This window comes from Cobetia sp. SIMBA_158 (genome assembly GCF_046566945.1).
Classification (GTDB): Bacteria; Pseudomonadota; Gammaproteobacteria; order Pseudomonadales; family Halomonadaceae; genus Cobetia; species Cobetia amphilecti.
In genome coordinates this window covers 1-248 of sequence record NZ_JAWJYL010000839.1, presented here as the reverse complement: position 1 = coordinate 248, position 248 = coordinate 1, and the positions used below count along the sequence as shown (strand labels likewise).

General features: G+C 38.3%; 1 protein-coding gene. It reads left to right on the top strand.

Translation table 11 applies throughout. The features are described 5' to 3' along the window. The coding region (locus R2R70_RS22190; RefSeq protein ID WP_410979229.1) for a hypothetical protein at positions 1-248 on the top strand (248 nt) is incomplete at both ends.

Sequence of the window (248 nt, the reverse complement as noted above, 5' to 3'; positions counted from 1 at the left end):
AATCCAGTATTGCAAGATGGCGACGCAACAATCCCACTTGGTTTCTTACCAAAAATCAACACTACCATTGATGATATTTCTTATAACTTTGGTTACAAAACAGAGTTTGATAACGATTCAAGCCTTGATTTATCGTACACGTACGGTGAAAACAGCATCGACTACACAACAAGCGATACAATTAATGCGTCATACGCTAACTTTTTGCGTTACGAACAAGGTTTAAGCGCTGCTGATATTCGTACTAC